Origin of the sequence: Roseivivax lentus (assembly GCF_900156805.1) — a bacterium.
In the GTDB taxonomy this organism is placed as follows: Bacteria; Pseudomonadota; Alphaproteobacteria; order Rhodobacterales; family Rhodobacteraceae; genus Roseivivax; species Roseivivax lentus.
Genome location: NZ_FTOQ01000005.1, coordinates 1 through 15899 on the forward strand (window position 1 = coordinate 1; position 15899 = coordinate 15899).

General features: G+C 60.3%; 19 protein-coding genes and 1 pseudogene. 8 read left to right on the forward strand and 12 right to left on the reverse strand.

Annotation, left to right across the window (positions count from 1 at the left end; all coding sequences use genetic code 11):
- The first annotated feature begins 421 nt into the window (after positions 1-421).
- The 7 genes from BW990_RS10455 to BW990_RS10480 all read left to right on the forward strand — a co-directional run bounded on the left by BW990_RS10455 (position 422) and on the right by BW990_RS10480 (position 6843).
- Positions 422-1096, forward strand: a complete 675-nt coding sequence (locus BW990_RS10455; RefSeq protein ID WP_143526147.1) for a hypothetical protein — start codon at positions 422-424, stop codon at positions 1094-1096.
- A gap of 117 nt (positions 1097-1213) precedes the next feature.
- Entirely contained in the window at positions 1214-1483 is a 270-nt protein-coding gene (locus BW990_RS10460) for a hypothetical protein (RefSeq protein WP_234990215.1), read from the forward strand.
- Positions 1480-1707, forward strand: a complete 228-nt coding sequence (locus tag BW990_RS10465; RefSeq protein ID WP_143526148.1) for a hypothetical protein — start codon at positions 1480-1482, stop codon at positions 1705-1707. The genes BW990_RS10460 and BW990_RS10465 overlap by 4 nt, the downstream gene beginning before the upstream one ends.
- Before the next feature lie 347 nt (positions 1708-2054).
- The gene (locus BW990_RS10470) at positions 2055-3527 is read left to right on the forward strand and encodes a ShlB/FhaC/HecB family hemolysin secretion/activation protein (protein ID WP_076447998.1); all 1473 of its coding nucleotides are present in this window, start codon (positions 2055-2057) and stop codon (positions 3525-3527) included.
- A 4-nt stretch (positions 3528-3531) separates the two neighbouring features.
- A complete protein-coding gene (locus tag BW990_RS10475) occupies positions 3532-4722 on the forward strand; it encodes a hypothetical protein (RefSeq protein ID WP_143526150.1) in 1191 nt (396 codons plus the stop codon).
- A gap of 48 nt (positions 4723-4770) precedes the next feature.
- Positions 4771-4908, forward strand: coding sequence for a hypothetical protein (locus tag BW990_RS21810; RefSeq protein WP_159441626.1), 138 nt, complete (start codon positions 4771-4773; stop codon positions 4906-4908).
- 441 nt (positions 4909-5349) lie between these two features.
- Positions 5350-6843, forward strand: coding sequence for a phospholipase D family protein (locus BW990_RS10480; RefSeq protein WP_234990216.1), 1494 nt, complete (start codon positions 5350-5352; stop codon positions 6841-6843).
- 63 nt (positions 6844-6906) lie between these two features.
- Here BW990_RS10480 and BW990_RS10485 read toward each other — a convergent pair whose 3' ends face one another.
- From BW990_RS10485 to BW990_RS21820, 9 genes are all read right to left on the reverse strand, one after another.
- Positions 6907-7650: a heparan-alpha-glucosaminide N-acetyltransferase gene (locus tag BW990_RS10485; protein WP_234990217.1), complete on the reverse strand. Its 744-nt coding sequence runs from the start codon at positions 7648-7650 to the stop codon at positions 6907-6909.
- Between the two features lie 23 nt (positions 7651-7673).
- A complete protein-coding gene (locus BW990_RS10490; RefSeq protein WP_159441627.1) occupies positions 7674-8675 on the reverse strand; it encodes an META domain-containing protein in 1002 nt (333 codons plus the stop codon).
- 11 nt (positions 8676-8686) lie between these two features.
- Positions 8687-8869, reverse strand: coding sequence for a hypothetical protein (locus tag BW990_RS21815; RefSeq protein WP_076448001.1), 183 nt, complete (start codon positions 8867-8869; stop codon positions 8687-8689).
- A gap of 10 nt (positions 8870-8879) precedes the next feature.
- Positions 8880-9788, reverse strand: coding sequence for a L,D-transpeptidase (locus BW990_RS10500; protein WP_234990218.1), 909 nt, complete (start codon positions 9786-9788; stop codon positions 8880-8882).
- Positions 9789-9996: 208 nt separating this feature from the next.
- Positions 9997-10296 (reverse strand): hypothetical protein, encoded by a 300-nt coding sequence (locus BW990_RS10505; protein ID WP_076448003.1) that lies wholly within the window; start codon positions 10294-10296, stop codon positions 9997-9999.
- A gap of 483 nt (positions 10297-10779) precedes the next feature.
- Positions 10780-11088, reverse strand: a complete 309-nt coding sequence (locus BW990_RS10515; protein WP_076448005.1) for a hypothetical protein — start codon at positions 11086-11088, stop codon at positions 10780-10782.
- Positions 11088-11399 (reverse strand): hypothetical protein, encoded by a 312-nt coding sequence (locus BW990_RS10520; protein WP_076448006.1) that lies wholly within the window; start codon positions 11397-11399, stop codon positions 11088-11090. The genes BW990_RS10515 and BW990_RS10520 overlap by 1 nt, the downstream gene beginning before the upstream one ends.
- 48 nt (positions 11400-11447) lie before the next feature.
- On the reverse strand, positions 11448-12188 hold the full coding sequence (locus BW990_RS22095; protein WP_076448007.1) for a hypothetical protein: 741 nt from the start codon (positions 12186-12188) through the stop codon (positions 11448-11450).
- A gap of 83 nt (positions 12189-12271) precedes the next feature.
- On the reverse strand, positions 12272-12448 hold the full coding sequence (locus BW990_RS21820) for a hypothetical protein (protein ID WP_159441628.1): 177 nt from the start codon (positions 12446-12448) through the stop codon (positions 12272-12274).
- A gap of 723 nt (positions 12449-13171) precedes the next feature.
- On the opposite strand from BW990_RS21820, the gene BW990_RS21015 reads away from it, so the two are divergent.
- The gene (locus tag BW990_RS21015) at positions 13172-14161 is read left to right on the forward strand and encodes an AraC family transcriptional regulator (RefSeq protein ID WP_143526151.1); all 990 of its coding nucleotides are present in this window, start codon (positions 13172-13174) and stop codon (positions 14159-14161) included.
- 262 nt (positions 14162-14423) lie between these two features.
- Here the strand turns inward: BW990_RS21015 and BW990_RS10540 are convergent.
- From BW990_RS10540 to BW990_RS10555, 3 genes and pseudogenes are all read right to left on the reverse strand, one after another.
- Positions 14424-14713 (reverse strand): annotated as a pseudogene (locus BW990_RS10540) (transposase); the annotation flags it as partial.
- Positions 14714-14983: 270 nt separating this feature from the next.
- On the reverse strand, positions 14984-15649 hold the full coding sequence (locus tag BW990_RS21325) for a helix-turn-helix domain-containing protein (RefSeq protein WP_076448011.1): 666 nt from the start codon (positions 15647-15649) through the stop codon (positions 14984-14986).
- Positions 15646-15843: a helix-turn-helix transcriptional regulator gene (locus BW990_RS10555; protein ID WP_076448012.1), complete on the reverse strand. Its 198-nt coding sequence runs from the start codon at positions 15841-15843 to the stop codon at positions 15646-15648. Before BW990_RS10555 ends, BW990_RS21325 begins: the two co-directional genes overlap by 4 nt.
- Positions 15844-15899 lie beyond the last annotated feature (56 nt).

Here is a 15899-nt window from a genome sequence, read left to right on the forward strand (position 1 = left end):
CGCAGAAACCACGAAACGCCTGAAGGGAAAGGCGCTTGAGCCAATCACGAGCGCCAATATTCTGCGCTCGCGAACAGGAGTTTTTCAACGGAATCCGCCCGAACCACCGGACACATGACGACTGGCCAAAAACTTTCGCTCGAGCACTCGACCAGAGGCAGCCGCTCACGGCCCAATGCCAATCTCGGGAGACGCAGTCGTAGATACGAAGTAGCTCATCAATGTCGGTCCGCCTGACTTGACGCGAGGAGACGATAGAATCTCACATCGCTCGGACCACTATAGCATCTTTCAAAAGTATTCGGCTCGAGAAGCGGTCGTCAGCGCCTTCGCCTGACCGCGGTAGGGGAACCTGGGGGCATATCCGCAAATGCGGCCGACCACTGACTTCTCACACGAATGTTTTGCCTCGAGCGGGAAGATGACCGCAAAGTATTTTGGAAAAGGCGCGTTTGGCGTCGAGGAGGACCACGAGATGAGACATGCAACAAAAAGACTGGTTATCGGCATGGCTTTCGCTTTGGCCGGCAATATGGTGTTGGCTGCGGAGCAGGAGGCGATCGACGGGTGCATCGATCAACTGCGGCTTGTTGGCGGCCCGGACGGGCAGACAGGAACCGTCATCAGCTCGGAATTCTCCGAAGCCGCGACGCTCGTGATGCTTCGCGACGGCGGCGGCACGGTCTGGCGCTGCCTTGCCTATTCGGATGGCACGGTCGAAGAGCTTGCCGTGACGGACGCAGCCGATGATGACGGCGGTGCCATAGCGGGTTCGATGGAAGACGCGGGCCCCGTTCGCGTCAGCTTTCCGACAGGCTCGAGTGGCACGGAATTTCGCGACAGCCTCGCCCCCGGCGAGGCCAAGCAATATGTGCTCGGCGCGGCTGCGGAGCAGGACCTTTACGTGCGTGTCGCCGCCGACGGGTCGGCGCTCGATTACCAGATCTTAAATCCGGACGGCTCGGCGCTTCTGGATCGGGTGAGCGCCGATCTCGAATATCGCGGGCAACTCTGGCAGTCGGGCGATCACACCGTCGAGGTCATCAACCGCACGAGCACCGGTCAAGCCTATTCGGTTATCTTCGGGATCGAGTGAGCGCCGTTCGCGCATACGACATAATTTAAGAAAGAGACCATCATTCACGCCTCACGACTTTTCATCGGTATTGCGGCACTTGCAGCCCTCGCCGCCTGCGATGACACCACGAGCGCCATGAGCGAGCCGGTTATGGCCCCGGCACCGGGAAGCGCACCGTTTATCGAAGGCACTTTCGGCGCGAGCGATGCTGCCGTAACGGCCTGCCGTGACCTTCTGGCATCGCAGACCGAGGGTGGCGTCACCGTTGTCGGCTCGGAATTCTCGCAGGCAAACAGCGCGGTCTACATGCGGGTCGGGGCCAATGGCGCACCCTGGCGGTGTCTTGTCGGCGACGATGGCAGCAACCCGTCGGTCGAATTCCAGGGCAGCGAAGGCACCTTGTGAGCCCGGCGCGCGGCACCGCCCGCAAGAGGCTTTGCCGCGCGCTCGTCATCGGCTTTACGGCGCTTTGGGCTGTGGCCTCGACGCTCTTGCTGGTCGGCACTTTCGGCCTTTTCGGACAAGAGCGTGATCCGCTTGCGGGCGTGTTTCTCATGCCTCTGGGACTGCCCTGGACGGTGCTGCCGCTTCCGGGCGCGATCTGGGCCATCCTGTGGCACCGGGCCTGAACCTCGCGGTTTTTGCGGCCATTTGCCGGGTTCGGGCGGGCCGCATGTAGGCCCTTAGGGCGCAGCGAAGATGAGCAACATTCGTTTCGGTGTGACCGGCATCGTGGGCAGTGCCGCGGAATCCGACAATTAGATGGCCGCCTCACGTACTCCGCGGACCAATCGGAACATATTGCGCAGCCTGTGATGCCGCTTTGCCGCGCTTTGCGCCGACAGGCCGCACCGGGTTCGACTTTCGATTGATCAGATGCCGGGGACGGGCATTCTGGCCAGTACAATTCTGAATAGGGACATTTCCGAAGGAGAGCGCTGCAATGCGACCCATATTGGCCTTGGCAGGGGGGTGGATGGCGCTGCCAGCAGCGGCGCTCGCGCAGACGGTCGCATTTTCGCTGGAAGGCGTCACGGTCTATGACCCAACGGAGCTGCTGTCTTTCGCGACGCTCGAGACGATCCAGCGCGACGGCGCGGTCTCTCCCGAGAGCGTTGCCCTGACCCTTCAGACGATCTACCGCGAGGATGGATATTTCCTTGCCGAAGCCTTCGTCGCCCAGGACGGGCAGACGCTTGTTGTGGACGAAGGCCGCATCGGCGAGATCTCGATCGAGGGAATGGATGCGGCCACCTTCGAGCTGGCGCGCCGCTATACTGAGCCGCTCACGCGCCCGGGACCTGTGACGCTACCCGCTTTCGAGCGCGCATTGATGCTGATCGAGGACATAGAATCCATCTCTGCCACGGCGGAAGTCGATTATCCCGATCCCATCGGTGCCGCGCGCCTGCGCCTCATCGCCAGCCCCGAAGACCGGGCCTTCGGGTCCGTCACGCTCGATCATCCCGAGCGCCGGATCGGTGAGGCCGCCACGCTCACTTTTTCCCAAGCATTCCTAAGCGCCGTGACGCCCGGTGATCTCTTGCGTTTCGATCTGTCCCTCACCGAGGACTTCGACGGCGGCGACAGCTCGGTCTGGGGCGCTGCGGCCTATCGTATGCCGCTCGGCGGATCGGGGGCCTATGGCGAGCTGTACCTTGCCAATGTCGCCGCCCGTCGTGATGCGACCGCAACGCTGGAGGCCACGGACATACGCGGCGACACGGCCATTCTGGCTCTCGGCTATCCGGTGATCCGCGATGTCGAGACATATGGCTACGCACTCTTCGAACTGCGCCGCTCCGGCTCGGAGGTGGATGTTCCGGCAACGGATTTCGACAGCGTGGTCGATGCCGCGAGCGCCTCCTGGATCTACGGCAAGACGCTGCCCGGCGGCGGTGCCTATGAGGTCGCCCTCAGCGGCACGGCCGGACGCCAGGATACCGACGCGCCGGGCCTTGATCCCGGCGACGAGACCTTCGCCTACCTTCGTGGCGGGGTCGGGCTTGAGCGCCCGGTGACCTGGTTCGGTCCCGACAGCGCCGTGCGCGCCGAACTTTGGGGACAATATTCGAACAATCGGTTGCCGGGGATCGAGGAATTCTATCTTGGCGGCCGGCGCGACGAGCGCGGCTATCTTTTCGCCGAAGCACAAGGCGACAGCGGCGCATCGTTCTTCCTCGAGGCCGGCCGTTACCTGTTTCCGGCGACACCCTCCATAACCCAGCTCCGCCCCTTCGCCTTCTTCGATGCAGGCCATATCGAGAACCGGGATGCGTCGGGAAGCGAAACGGGTGCCGAGACCTTCGCGTCGGTCGGCTTCGGGCTCGACGCAGAGTTTACGGGCGGCATGTCCCTTCAAAGCCGGATCGACACGCCCCTCATCGACGGGCCATCGACACGCGCGGGCGATGCGGCCGCCTATTTCTCTCTCACAAAGACGTGGTGATGCCATGACCAAGCGATTGCTGCCCGGACTTCTTGTGCTGGTCTTCTCCGCGCCGCAGGTCCACGCGACAGGCAACCAGTTCGGCTGGTGCCAAGGCGTCGGCAACAAACATGCGGGGGCAAATTGCGGCGCACCCCAGACGCCGGATACTGGCGGGACGAGTACACCGACCGTGCCGACCTCGAACCAGCTGCCACCTATGGGCGGGCAGACGGCAACATCGACGCAGCTACCGGCGCTCGTACCCGTTAGTCCCAACCCGCTTGACACTTTCACCGGCCTTGGCCCCGTGCCGCAAGGCACGCCCGGGCCGGGCATCTCCGGCACCGGAGCCGTGCCGACACCCGTCCCGCAGGCGATCCCCGGACAGGTGCCGATGGCGATCCCGAGCCCGCAGCCTGTCGCCGTGCCGCCCATGGTCCCGCAGATCATCGTCCAAAGCGTGCCGGGTCAGACGATCACCGGCTTTGGCCCCGTGCCGCAAGGCACGACGGGGCCGGGTGTGAGCGGTGTCGGCGCGGTTCCGACACCCGTCCCGCAGGCGATCCCCGGACAGGTGCCGATGGCGATCCCGAGCCCGCAGCCTGTCGCCGTGCCGCCCATGGTCCCGCAGATCATCGTCCAAAGCGTGCCGGGTCAGACGATCACCGGCTTTGGCCCCGTGCCGCAAGGCACGCCCGGGCCGGGTGTGAGCGGTGTCGGCGCGGTTCCGACACCCGTCCCGCAGGCGATCCCCGGACAGGTGCCGATGGCGATCCCGAGCCCGCAGCCTGTCGCCGTGCCTATGCAGATCCCACCAATAACAGGCCAAGCCACGCCGCCCGGCACGGCGCTTGTGACCATTCAGCGGCCGCGGCCGCGGCCGCAGATCGTCGTTGCGACGCCTCAAAGCGCGACACAGGTGCGTCATGCGCCTCAGCCGGTAGTACCGCCGCTCGCATCGCAACATATCACTCGGTCGACTGGCCGGCAGGCGGCGCATGCCGAGCCGCGCTTTGCGTCGCGCGACGACGGCCCGCCCTGGTCATGCATCGCGAGCGGTCATGGAAAGCGGCGAAGCGCCGCTGGCGACGAGACCGCAACCGAAGGCGCGCTCCGCCATGCAGGATCGGTCGATCTTATGGCCCGTGATCTTCCGGCCTTGCATCCGCGCCATGCCGACTGCCTGATCTCCGTCCGCCGTAGGGCCAGATAGCAGCGGAGGTTCGTTTCTCGGCCGAGATCCTGACGATCGGCGCGGAACATGAAGAAGTATTTCGCGGTGCGCGCGGCGCTCGACCGAATTCGCCTCGATGCAAAGCATTTGTTGTCGAAGATGAGCAAGCCTCTTCAAAAAGTTCGCTGTCTGGACGTTAAGCCCGCTGGCACGCAAGCGCAGTGAAAGATCGCTTCCCGCCCATTCTGTTGAAAAACTCGCCGCTTCGCTCGGAGTATCCGAATTAGTGGGAAATCACCCCGCGAAAGCTCCTGTTTTGAAGCGCGATCCCACGAATCAGGCCATCCAGAGAACAATATTCCAAGTTTGAAAGGAGATTTTCATGCAGCAGAGTTTTTCAGAACTATACGCCCAATGTACCAAACGCTGTTTTCGCCCCCGAATGTGACTTAGCCTCGAAATGGCGCCCGCGGTCCGAGGCTTGGTATCGATCATCTGCACCACTTACCGCAAAGGGCTGGCCGTGAGCGCAGGCCTCTGGATTTCCCCCTTCCAGTGAGCATGATATTGAAAATGCAGGCAGTCAGATTATCCATATATCGAGATTACAAGATGCGTATTCTTAGATTGCTCGCCGTTTTGTCTGGCTTGCTCTTCGTTAGTGTCGTGGCTCTGCGTCTGATGTTTCCATTGCCAGACCTTTCCGGAAGAACCGAAAGCAATGCTATTCCGGCTGCGGAAGGCATGTTTCTTGGCGACCTAATGGCGCGAGGCATTCGAGAAAACGGCTCGGACATGACCGGCATCCACCCGCTGGCTCGAGGCGACGACGCGCTGACCAGCCGACTTGCCCTTATCAATGCGGCACAGGTTTCGATCGATGCGCAATACTACATCTGGCATGACGATGTGTCGGGCATGATTTTACTGGATGCACTGCATCGTGCGGCGCGGCGCGGGGTGCGCGTTAGGCTTCTCGTGGACGACAACGGCGTTCCCGGCATGGACGCCTACCTTGCCGCTCTAAGCGCCGTTGATGGATTTGAGGTGCGACTGTTCAATCCGTCGACGGTGCGGTCTCCAAAATTGCTCGGATATGCGTTCGACTTCTTCCGAATGAACCGCCGGATGCACAACAAGTCAATGATTGCAGATGGCGCTTTTTCGATCATTGGAGGCCGGAATATCGGAGATGAATATTTCCGGGTCGGAGAGGACATCTTTTATCTCGACATGGATGCGATTGCGACCGGAGCGGTCGTTCCGGAGACCGCCGATATCTTCGATCAATATTGGAATGCGCCCTCGGTCTTCGAGATTGGGCAGATCGTTGACGGGGAAGGCGACCTTGCAGCTTTCGATGAGCGCGTACGGGTGATAACGGCAACGTCTGCGGCCAAGGACGTTTTCGAAGGCGCGCAAGACAGCCTGGCGCGGATAGAGCAATGGGCCGCCAATCTGGAATGGACCAGGGTTCAGGTCGTGGCGGACGATCCTATCAAGGGGCAAGGCATCGCGTCTGCGGATCAACTGATGATCTCGCGGCTGAGCAACATCCTCGGCGACATCAACACGCGGCTCGATCTTGCCTCTGCCTATTTCGTGCCGGGTCAGAAGGGGACCGCCTTTTTTACGGATCTCCGCGATCAAGAGGTCGAGGTCCAAATCCTTACCAACGCCCTCGATACGACCGATGTCTTCCTCGTGCATTCTGGGTACACCCGGTATCGGCGCGAACTGCTTGAAAGCGGTATTTCCCTGTTCGAGTTGAAGTCCCGCGGCGAGAGCCCTGAGCGGAACCTACAGGTTCTGCCCCTCGGATTGTCGGGCGCCAGCCTGCATGCAAAGACGTTCTCCATTGACCAGGAGCGCGTGTTTATCGGCTCATTCAATTTCGATCCACGATCGGCTCTTCTGAATTGCGAAATGGGGTTTCTGATCGATAGCCCGGCCATAGCGGAAAAGGTCTCTACCGCCTTCGATGGTCCGCTTGCCACTGTCAGCTATCAACCGGGCCTGACGCCGGAGGGCAAAATGATATGGCGGGAGCCACTTTCGGATGACCGGATCGAGGTCTATCAGGAAGAGCCCGGGGCGAACTGGTCGACGCAGATCGCGCTGGCGATCATCGGGTTGCTGCCGATCGAGTGGTTGCTCTGAATGCTCGGGATTGCAGGTTCGCGGGGCATGGTGCGCGCGCCCTTGGATCTTTGGCGTTAAGCTTCAGCTGGGAAGCAGTCGGATGACGATCCAGATAGCAGCGATCAAGAGCGGCTGATGCACCAGGTAAACGAGAAGGCTGTGCCGCCCGAGCCAGATCAGGGCAGGTGGGTGCCAGCCCGGGCTGGGCAGACTCTGCACGATCTTGGCGCTGGCCAGACCGATGAACACCGGGGCCAGCCAAGGCAAGGCCGGGATTTGATCGAGCGCCGGGCGCGGGCTTGTGGCGAGCCCCGTCCAATCCAGCCAGCCCGGCAGATCAAGCGCTCTGCCGAACCCCCACCACAGCAGCAGGATTGCGCCGGCCGCCAAGACCGAGAGGGTAGCCGGGCGCGGTGCGAACAAGACGCCGATCAAACTGCCCAAAAGGATGGCATGCAGAATGCCGAAATAGATGAAGCGGTCGGGCATCGCCAAGTAGCTCGCCCCGGTCACAAGCGCCGCCGCCACAGCAAGCACACCGACACGTCGCAGGAAGGCGCGCCAGCGGATACCCCTGCCATGCGCCAGCGCCAGGCTCACCCCTGAGAGAAACAGGAAACTGCCCGCGATCAGGCGGGCGGCTATGGCCCAGCCGCCAGTCAGCGTAGTGCCCGGCGCAACAATACCGAAGAGCTCGAGATCGCGCACGAAATGAAAGGCGATCATTGCGAGGATCGCGACGCCGCGCGCCACGTCGAGGCCTGCGATCCGCGCGCTGGTCGTCCCATCGATGCCAGCGCGCGCAAAACCGGACGAACCTTCCACGCTTACGTGCCCGCGCTTTGCCCTCATTCCAAAGTGTGTTCGAGGAGCGCCGTCGGGACTTCGTATCGCGCGCCCTCTCCGGTTACTGTCAACGTGTCGCCTTCTGACGTGCTTTCGAAACCCGCGATGGGTGCGCCATCCTCGAAGGCCATAGAAAAGCGCCCGTCAATGAAGCCCAAGAGCGAGGTGCCACCATCGGGTCGGTAAATCATCAATGCGGCGGAATGCCCGCCGTCGCGCGCCAGCCCGAAATCGCAGTCCTGTGCCGAGCCGTCTTGCGGTATCGAACAGGAAAGCCCGCCGATCCGGTCGAACACGCCATCCTTCGCGCGTACCAGCGCGGGCGCGGGTTGCAGATATTCGGCAGCCGCCCATCCGGTCAGCCCGGAGGCGTCGATGAAGGAGATTTGGCACCAGTCGCGATCCTCGCGGCTTTCGCACCCAAGATTGCGGAGCAGGGTCCCGGCCAGAACGCGGGTAACGATTGCGGATGTGGTTGTCGCCTCCTGCCGGATGTTCAGCGGACCCTCGAGGCCGAATACGTTGACGTATCCCGCAGTGAACACGCCGGGTGGATTCCCCTCGCTCCGGTCCCTGCCGGCCACGATCGGCGCGAGGGTAATCCTGTCGGCTTCACGGGTCAGGATCATCAGTTCAGCCACCGGATCGAAGTCGATGGTGACGCGATCACTTAGCAGGCGTAGAACCGTGTCCTCCTGCGTCGACGAAGCTGTGTCGGGACAGGCCATCCGGGTCGTGGCAAGAGGCGCCTCGATGATCAATGCGCCCTCGATAATGCGCGCAGATCCCGAAAAGCGATTGCATCCGGCGGAGCCGTTGATGCCACCGTCAGCTGAGAATTGTAGCTCCGTCTCTCCCTGAGCGGCCACGCCATTGATGGATGCGATCCGCCATGAGGTGGTATCCGCTGAGGCAAGTCCCGCACTCAGAAGCAGCGGCACAGCGGCAAGCCATGATTGCCTGTGTGAGAGGCGCTCACCGCATTTTGCGATGGCACGACGCATAGCCCGCCGGATCATTCCTCCGCCGCCTGGACCGCGATATCTGCGACGACGACACCCTGGTCCGGGGTGCTTTCCGTTGCCATCGGGCCTTGCAGACATCCTGCGAGGAACAGGACCGAACCAAGTGCGGCGGTCCGCAATGCGATGCGGCGGCCCGAGCGCTTTAAAACGTTGGAAGATGTTGCGTGAAACATCCTGCCCTCCTTACGACATGATGACGAAGTCACGGCCGGACCGGCTGTCCGGATGCAGGGGCAGATCGGTGAAGACATAGATCATGCCTGGATGCACGTACTGCTTGATCACCTCCGAGAAGGCCTTGTCGGTGCGCACCCGCCGCAGATCGTGCAGACCGCCATCGCTGCCGGAATAGGTCAGTGCTTCCCAATGCATGCCTTTGGCGGCGTCATGCGGCCCCTTCAGCACGTAGACATGCGAGCCAAGCGGTTCGCCGTCCCAGATGAGCGGCCCCTCGGCGACTTCGCGGTCGTTTTCAAGGATCGCGATCTTCTGGTCATAGGCGGAAGCGATCATCGATGTGATTGGATAGCCGTCGTCAATCTCCCAGTCCGAGGGGTGCTTGCGCGGCTCGAGCGTCGCCAGGACGTCTTCGAATTCCTGATCGGCATAGCCCGACAGGATCATTCCGGGATGCGCGACATCCATCGGGAAATGATGCTCGTCCGCGATGATCACAGGCGTCCCAAGATGCGTGACGTCGAACAGGAGCGCCGAGAACTTGAGCGGCAGGCGCACGCAACCATGCGAGGCCGGATAGCCCGGCAACTTGCCCGCATGAAGCGCGATGCCGTCCCAGGTCAGCCGGTTCGTATTGGGCATCGGCGCATTGTTGTAGGTCGAAGAGCGGTGATCCCGGTCCTTCTGAAGCACGACGAACACGCCCGTCGGCGTCTCGTGTCCCGGCTTGCCGCTCGAACAGGTGGAGACAGCGATCCGCACGCCGTTCCGATAGACATGGACCAACTGCTCATTCAGCGACACGATCACCGCAACCGGGCCGCGCGGCTGCCGTTCCGGGTGCCAGGTGAACTCGCCCGGTGCCAGCGCGCTGATTTCCTTGTAGACATGTTGCCCGAGGGTGGGGCCTGCCATCAGTGTCAGACCGAAGCAGCCTCCAGTGGCAAGCAAGCTCCGGCGTGTGAGTTTCGTCATCAAGATGTTCCTTCGGCTTTTATCCAATCGCGCATCGGCGTTTCATGCACTTGGCCCTGCGTGGAAATTGCGCCTGGCGATGACGAGGTAAGATACACCGCCAGGCGCGCACCACCCCGAGAAGCGGGGCGGCATCCTTGAGAATGTATCAGCCCGCTTGCGCCACGAGCGCGTCCATGACGCTCTGGCATTGGTCGGCGGTCCCAACCATTGCTGCAGGATCCGAGACCACTTCGCTCGACCCCAAGTCCTGCGACGCCCGGGTCAGCACCTGATCAACCTGCTCGGCGGTCATGATGCCCTCTTCCTGCGCCGCCTGAACCGTGGCGCAAATCCCGGCAGACAGACCGGTCGCAACGCCAGCGCCCATCAAGGCTCCGCCACCCAGCATCATGCCGCCGACTGCGCCCACGACAAGGCCGATACCGGCCGCGATAATCTTTCCCATAACTCTCATCCTTCATGATGTTTGGTCGGTCCTCAAACGGACAGTCGCACACACAAGAACCTCAGAATGACAATATTCAGAAGCGGCGCTGCAGCAGCCGCCCAGGGCCGGAGAGAGTCCCCAAGCCCGTCCAGAAACAAGTTCCATGGCAGCCCGAGCGGCAGAAGGAATATACCCGACAGAGGGTCGCGTTCCTGTCCGAACCAGCCGAACGTCCCGACCAACAGAATGAAGATCGCGATCACATACAGAATGATGAAAGTCCGAAGGACCCATCTGCAAATACTGCGCCCCATTCCCGTCGCCTTCCTTCGATGTTCGTTCCGCTTCAGGCCAGTCGGTCAACGCAACGCGTTTTTCGTTGCGCACGGTTTCATGCCGTCAAAGCGCTGACCTCTGGTTGAGTCCTCAGCGGTGACCGTGATGCGGTCCCAACCGGGATGTGCGCCCACCGCGCCCCGCGGGCGCGATGGGCGGGCGCGCTCAGAGCGTCCCTTCGTTGGTCAGCGACATGGGCCGAGACGTCGTGCCATCGGAGTAGGCAATGCACTGCCACCGAGCCATCTGCGGGCCGACACCGACGATCACTTCGGTCCCGGCTTGCGAGAAGGAGGATCCCAGAAGCGTCACATCGCCATTATTGGTCTCTTGGCTCACGCGCTGCAGGCAGACCTGTTCTTCGGCGGAGGGCATCGCCCCCATGGATCCGCCTGAGCCGGTGTCCTCAACGCATGCCGACAGCAGCACTGCGGAACTTATGGCGCCAACCGCCGCGAGCAGCCTGCGCGTCATTAACAATCCCCCGCGGGCAGCATGGTCACGCTCGAATACCGGCCATCGGAGGTGACGATCTCGGCGCAGGCCCCGGTGGCGCGGTTGAACCAGTAGGTCGTCAGCCCCTGGCTGCGAATGGGCTCATAGCCCAGCGCCATGAGGCCCCCTTCGGCTTGACCGGCGCGCGCGCCTTCGAAAGACGAAAGATCGCTCGAACTGCCGACGCTGGGCATTCCCTGTGCCGGTGCACTGGAGCTGGTATCCTCCACGCAGCCAGCGAGCGCGACAAGTGCAGCGGCACCTGCGATGAGTTTGATCGTGTTGGTCATGTCTGTCCCTTCCTGTTGTAGACACTTTGTTGAAGCCGAGATGCCGATCTATTCGACACCGAAGATCACGTTGAAAGATTGCGTTGCGTTGCCGGAATTGGTGACCTCGACCTTGTGGTCGCCATTCTGCCAGAGCTCGCCGCGGTATTCCCGCTCCGGTCCGGCCTCATCGAGCAGCGATCCGTCCGGATTGAACAGCTTCCAAGACAGGCCCGGCCCGTTGGCCGCGAGGCGGAAATATAGGTCTTGTCCGGCACTCGCGCCGAGCATGTAGGTCACGGACGCACCAGCCGGGATCTGATCGGAAAGTTCGGCCCCGGTCGTTCCCGCCTCGAAGCGCACGCGCTCCATGCGACTCATGCTCGGAAGCTGGGTGGCGCGGGCTTCGCCTTCGCCGATGTAGACATTGATCGCGTAGCCGACCGTCTTGCCGGTATCCCGATCGTTGCCCATCAGGTAGACGCGGATCGCCCAGTCGCCGCTTTCCGGCAACGTGACTTCGGCGCGCTGGTCGTCGTCGGTGCTGCCATTGTAAAGCGCAGGAAAATCCTGTCCTGCAGGCACGATATTGAAAAAGGCGCTGCCGTCGCCATTGGTCCCGGTAACGTCAAGCGCGACGACCATGGACTGGCCGGCTCGGGCATTGACCACGTAGTCGATATATTCATCACCGATGATCGTGCCATTGATATCTGCATCGCTGGCGCCGCGTTCAAATTGGATCGGCACGGTGTCTTGAGCCTGCGCCGGTGGCGTGGTGCCGAAATAGGTGAATGCCGAGAGCGCCAAAGCAGCCGAGATCGCCCGTCTATCGTTTGTATCCCTTGTCATTGTTCTTCCCTTCGTCGAGCTGCTGTCCATACTGGCCGATGTCACGGCCAGATCAGATTGAGGGTAGTCATCACTACAAGAATCGCGAAAAACAGCGGCCAGCTGAAACGTGGCCCGCCTTCTTTGTGGCGGACATAGAGACCGGCGCGCTCCATTCCCCAGATCGTCGCGAAGATCAGAACTGCGGCCACCAAAGCGTGTGCCAGGTCGATATGCATTAAGTTGTCCTCTGTGCAGTTTGAGCACAATTTTCGGAGCGGTTCCTGTGACACCGAACACGACGCGCACCGTTATGGTGGCATACGCCCTCTTTAAGGGGAGCAAGCTCTGCGACGGTTTTGTCGGAACAAGCAAGGCAGGGCCAAGAGTTGCCGCGCGTGTCGCGCATTTCGGAAATCGTGGCCGCTTCGGAAGCTTGAGAGCTCGAAACCTGCTCGCCATCTCCGCAAGTCACCGCGCCTGGCCGCCCTGTGCAGCCTTTGATCGCTTCGCGCTCTCCGGCTTTAGCCTCAGTACTGGCAAGTACCCAGGTGATGTTCAAAGGGGCGAAACAGCAAACGACAGACCCGAGATCATCCATTTTCTCGTAAGGCCTCTCCTTCGCAGTAAATAGACAGAACATGGCTCGTTCTTTCGACCACGGCCCAGCGATTTTTTGCCAATCCGAAGGTGGTATTGCTCTGGCTGGCCCGATCGTCCGGCACAGAAAGTTCCACCGCCCCTCAAACGTAGAATTTTAGCGTATTCAGGGCGTTGCGTCGCGTCTATCCACAGATCGCAACCACTATCCAATTTCCGCAAACCGACAATTTTTCCGGACAACGCTAAGAAGTTTTGAATTTTGGCCCCGTACCTTGAGAAAGGCTTGGTCCCTCAAACTCTGCAATCTAATCTCGTCACACGGGGGAGTTCCCCAAGGGTCACTTTTGGTCATCGAATCCATGCTCGATACGCTTCCGCGACAGACACTCTTTGAAGAAGTGAGCCGTCATGCTTACGGTATCCAAGAAAGACGCGGGCACCTTTTCAGCAGCAAGAACGCGCTTCGTCTGGATGAGCGCCAAGGCGCGACTGCGAGGGTCGCTCGATTTCGCTTTCCTGATATCGTGGTTGCTGACGTGGTGTCCACGGGGCACCAGGTGGACGTGACCGAAGTCACCCACTCCACTCTTCTTTTGCCACTACATGGACTGCTGACGACAGAAACCAAAGTCGGCCGGACACGACTGCCTTCCGGCAACATTGCATTATTTCCGCCCAATCAACGGATCACACGGGTCGAAACACATTCGGCACATTCGCCCTATTGGTCCATCGTCTTACTCTTTGCCCCGAGCCTGCTGTCGCAAGCTTTGCAAAGGGAGGGTATGAAGGCGGGGGACGCTGAAACCCTGTCCAGATCGGAAATCCGGATCGACCCCAAAAGCAAACCCCAGGCCGTCGAGTTTTTACATCTCATTCAGTCAGTACACAGTGAGATCGCGAGAGGAGCGCCTTCATTTAAAAAGCAATCTCATCGACTTAGGTGGCAAGATATTCTGTTTTCGAAGATCGCCGATATGCTTATTGCAAGCGATGATGTTCGGCTGGGTCCGGCACATGGGACCGGTCGATCATATCTCCATGTGAGTCGCGCCCTCGAATATATCCACGAGAACTACGCAACGATCGTGAACGTTTCTGAAATCGCTGAGGCCACCGGGGTCGCAACACGGACCTTAGAGCTGGCTTTCAAGCAGGTGATGGGAGTGGGGCCGAGCCGGGCTCTCGCGACCGTTCGCCTCGATGCGGCGCATCGGCATCTCACGTCCGGCGAATATTCCAGCGTTACGGATATCGCGTTTGCCTGCGGTATCAACCATTTAAGCCGGTTCGCTCAGTCTTACCGCAGTAAGTACGGGGATTTACCCTCCAAAAGGCTATTGGGGTAAAGAGGTGAATAAAGAGTACAATCGCAGCCTTCAGGCGGCCCTGGACGGTGTCGCGGGTCCATGCAGGCTTGGGCATCCGCCCCTCCTGAACGAGAATTTTCCCTGCTACGAAAACGACCGCGTTCCGGATATTCGTGCGGCGGCTTAGGCAATTGTCGGACCATCCTCAATGGTTCGTGGCAGGCCCTACTGGTCCGTCCCGGTCTCAGACGCGACAGGCACTACGATTTCTAGATCAGGCGATCCGTCGCGGCGGCCGCGCCCCCCCCTTTTTGACGCCCAGACTGGACGCCGTGCGATGGGCTTTCAGGTAGGTGGCGTCGATCATCACGGTCTTCTTCTCGCCGTGTTCGGAGGCCAGTCCAGCCATCATCTTCGCGAAGACGGCCTTATCGCTCCAACGTATAGCGTCTTGTGAGGCCCATAGTCCTTCGGTGCGTCTCGCCAGCGCAACCCATTACGATTGATAAAGATAAACCCACTCAGGACGCGCCGATCATCGACGCGTGGCTTGCCCTGGGACTTTGGGAAGTAGGGCTCCAGACGCGCCATCCGGACGCCGTCGTTGGGTTTCGCGAGACGAAAGTTTCCCCTTGAGCCAAAGCAGCAGAAATAAGCGCTTTCCAACCGCCTTCAGCTTGAAGCTTCCAGCTGACCGGCGCCCAGCGGTTCGAATGGGTCGGCCGAGGGCTTCTGCGGCCCCTGCCCTACCAACTCCAAGTGAAGGCTTTCCAATTTGTTTAGCATGAGGAAAACCCTGCCCTTCGGGCGCCCCCATACAAAAAGCACTAGGAAAGGACCCAACCGAGGCAGGCACATAGTTCATGTATCGTCACCCTTTGGATTATTGCCGTATTGATTTTGCTGAAGGAGTTCCAGATGCGAAAACAAGTCTTCAAGGTTTTTTATATCTTTGTCTCCGGCCTGGATATCATCAATTGTTATCTCAAGAAATTGAGGATCCTTTTCGACCAGCAGAAGCAGCAAGCCATACCCTTCATATACACCGAAGCGTTCCGTAACTGCTTTCTCGATCAGTGCCTTGATCCTCTCCCTCGAAAAGAATGTTGAGCTTTCATCGCCTTTGCCTTTCGTGTGCTTGCCTTTGGTTATATTAATTGGTTCCTTCATTGGTTTGTAGGAACCCTGTTTCCGGTCAAAGTTGCGCCATTTTTCCTGTCCGACCGGAAGCTCACTACCGCTCCCTTTGATGAAATGATAGTGGAGGTTGCCATTTTTTTTAGCGCGCTTTGTCCGTATGTATCCGGCACTCCTCAACTCAGTTAGTTGATTTCTAATCGTTTTGGTTGTGCAATCATCATATGAGGCGAGAAGTTCCTGCTTCGGACAAGTAAGCCCAGTCTTTGTATTATGGTGCGTCATGAGATTAACAAACAGGCGAACGGCTCCGCGGGAAAGTTTCGGATCGCGAGATACTCGCTCCACAAGTTTCCATTTCCAAAGGGGGAAAAACATCGATTTCGTCATGGCTTCCACTCCTGGTCAGCGATCCATGCACGAATGTCGGAGACACGGTAGCGAACGAGGCGCCCAATGCGGATTATGGGCGGGCCGTCGCCACGGGAAACGGCGAGTTCCAGGTAGCGCCGAGGGATGGCGAAGATCTCGACAACATCGCTCCGCGTCAGCAGGCGATCATTGTCCAGTTGGTTGCTGCTCATCGTGTTGACTCCACTTGCATTGAGTGGCTTTCAACATCGCCAACACGCGCCGCGAA